Genomic DNA, 2,816 nt, shown 5'->3' with positions numbered 1-2,816 from the left:
AATGTGTAGCATCCTAGCCCGGAAGGCTGGGGTAGCTACTAACCCTTACGGGTCGCGATAGGTAAAGCTTTGAAGTTATCTCTGCTTTTTCCCCCGCCCCACACCGTGCGTGCGACTTTCACCGCACACGGCGTTCCATCGGTTCAGATTGACATCCTCTAACATCCTTAGTTAGTATCATCCTTATTCTTTACCTCACGGTTAAGATAAAGTAAACAATGGAGCATATTTCAAATGTGTATCAGCTCACGATATTTCGTTAATTTCGGTAATTTGTATAGGATATGGTCTTCCAAGTCTTTTTGGTGTATAAGCTTATGACATCTTATACACATGGTGGCAAGATTGCTGAGTTTGTTAATTTTCTCTAAGGGTAGTCGGTTATTAACGTGATGGCAATGTACGTTAATAGGGACTAATTCTGTCTTACATATTCGGCACTTTCCCTTGTCACGGTTATATGCGTAATCCCGATTAAGCATGTATTCAAAGTTATAGAATCGTTTATTCTTGGTTTCGTTGAGTATCTGACATAAGACTATTTGGTTGATTTGGTCGTTCGAATATATGGTTGGTCTCGTTTTCTTATCGACCTTACCGTGTCTTCTCGAATAAATCGCCCTTCCTATCTTTGTATAAGGAGTCGTATCATAATTGTATAGGAGTGCTTTTGTACTAGGTGTAAAACTCATTTTTGTTAATCCTACTTTAACTCCGTCAACTTCAACGAAAGGAACTTTGGTTTTGTGCCCTTTATGTCTATCCTTACGATTATCAAGGTTCTCAGCTGGGGTGAGCATTTTTTCGAACACTCCTCCACCATGTTTACTTTTTATAGACTTGTAGAATGTATATCTTATTTTGTCATCACACCTAACAAAAATTTTGGCAGAATTTCCTATGCGGAAATAGTTACTAATACCAATAATTTTGGTATTTATACGTTCTATTTGGGCGGCAACATCATGAGAGTTAGTGGTTTTCCGAATATTGTAGGCATCTTGAAGGATTTCCCTCATTTTAGACGTTAATTTCTTTTTGTTTGGGATAGCTTTGCCTGCAATACGGTCTTTCAATCTCATCTTTTCAGCTTTAATGTCAAATCCTAGGAATTGAGCTGACTTTTTTCTTATGTCGGTGATAAATGTTTTTTCCTTGGATAATTCTAATTTGAGTATATGTTTGTAATATTTATCAATTTTGGTCAATAGTGTTCTTGCTTGCGCTTTATCCTCACATAAAATTATCCAATCATCTGCATACCTAATAAGAAAGCATTTCTTATGTTTTCTAACCACTTTATTAAGACCAGTACTGAAAGCGTGCTTGACAGTATAACGGGCATGATGTTCCTCAAACTCTTTAGCTACCATCCAGTCAAAGTTATTCAGGTATATGTTTGCTAGTAGGGGAGATATAATCCCTCCTTGAGGAGTTCCTATCTCCGTAGGGAGAATATGTCTGTTCTCAAGAACACCTGCTTTTAACATTTTCTTAATGATAATTAGGAATCTTTTATCCTTAATTCCCATATTCCACATTATTTCGATGAGTTTATTGTGGTTGATATGGTCAAAGAAGCTTTTGATATCACCCTCGATAGCTATGTAAGTTTTCGACCTGGAGATGGTATTCAAGATTCTGCCTATCGCATAGTGACATGAACGATAGGGACGAAAACCATAACTATGGTTGAAGAACTTCGCTTCCGCTATGGGTTCTAGCACAATTCTTGCTGTTTCCTGAATTATCCTATCTATCATGGCTGGGATTCCTAAAGGACGCTTTTTACCATTTCCCTTGTCAATGTAATGCCTTCGAACTGGTTTAGGTTTGTAGTTGTCTATATGTTCCCAAATGAGTTTGATAAGCCGTTCTGTTTCCATTTGCAGGTAGTAGTTCACGTCTTTCTTATCAATTCCGACCGTTTTACTCCCACGATTGCTTTTAATGTTATGAATTGCCGTTTTAATAGTCTGCTTATTTTTCATTAGTTCTATCATGCCATGAAAAGAAGAGTTATCTTCTTTGGCTTTTTTGTATATTAGGTCTAACTTATCTTTGAGCTGTGCTTCATTATCTATCAAATGTCCTTTAATCCTCATTACGTCTCCCCATTATTCAAGCGATTGTAACGATGTGCTGTTTAATTCCCACTCTAGAAGAGGTTCATATAGACATTTGAAATACCCATTGTTATTCTGAATCGACTGGTCCCCTTCGCTCCACGGGCATTACTCCGCTTCCTAACTACTACGAGACCGCTGCCACTTGCATTGTTTCAAGCAGGATCACACTCCCTATGGCAATGCAAGCTTCCCAAGTTCCATTTGTTCTATCCCTTATTTTACATTCCTTTAGGTGCCCACTTTACGCCGACGGTACTCGCCAGTCTTGATTAGCTCAAACATACTGGTTCAACTTAATCAGTAACTACGAAACTGATTAAGCGCAAGGATTGGAATTACAAACCCGTCCTTGTTCCCGTGATTCCTTCCGTTTTCTCACATTAAGAAGGGATTCCCTCACGACGCTTCTAACATGGATTCCTTTCGTCACCATAGGATTGTTTTTAGAGACCACCGCACCATATAGGCAGTAGTGAGTTGTGCCATCAGGTTACGACCTTACCTAACTTCAGACCCTAACTCGTGTGCAAGTTAGCGCATGTAGGGGTATCATGGCTAGGATTAATGAGCTATTATCCTAGAATGGGGTTTTCACCCATAAAATTCGAACAAATAGTTAGGCTGTGTTAAAATTAGCCCCTCCATTTCACGCCACTGCGCTTGTAGGAGAACTTGGCATACCATAAT

General features: G+C 38.9%; 1 protein-coding gene. It reads right to left on the bottom strand.

From position 1 onward, the window contains the following. Window positions 1-230: 230 nt before the first annotated feature. On the bottom strand, window positions 231-2,105 hold the full coding sequence (gene ltrA / locus COO03_RS22895) for a group II intron reverse transcriptase/maturase (RefSeq protein ID WP_097899329.1): 1,875 nt from the start codon (window positions 2,103-2,105) through the stop codon (window positions 231-233). Between the last annotated feature and the right edge of the window lie 711 nt (window positions 2,106-2,816).

Source organism: Bacillus sp. AFS098217 (assembly GCF_002551815.1).
Taxonomy (GTDB): Bacteria; Bacillota; Bacilli; order Bacillales; family Bacillaceae_G; genus Bacillus_A.
The sequence above is the reverse complement of the archived record's forward strand: the minus strand, read 5'-3'. Positions and strand labels throughout refer to the sequence as shown.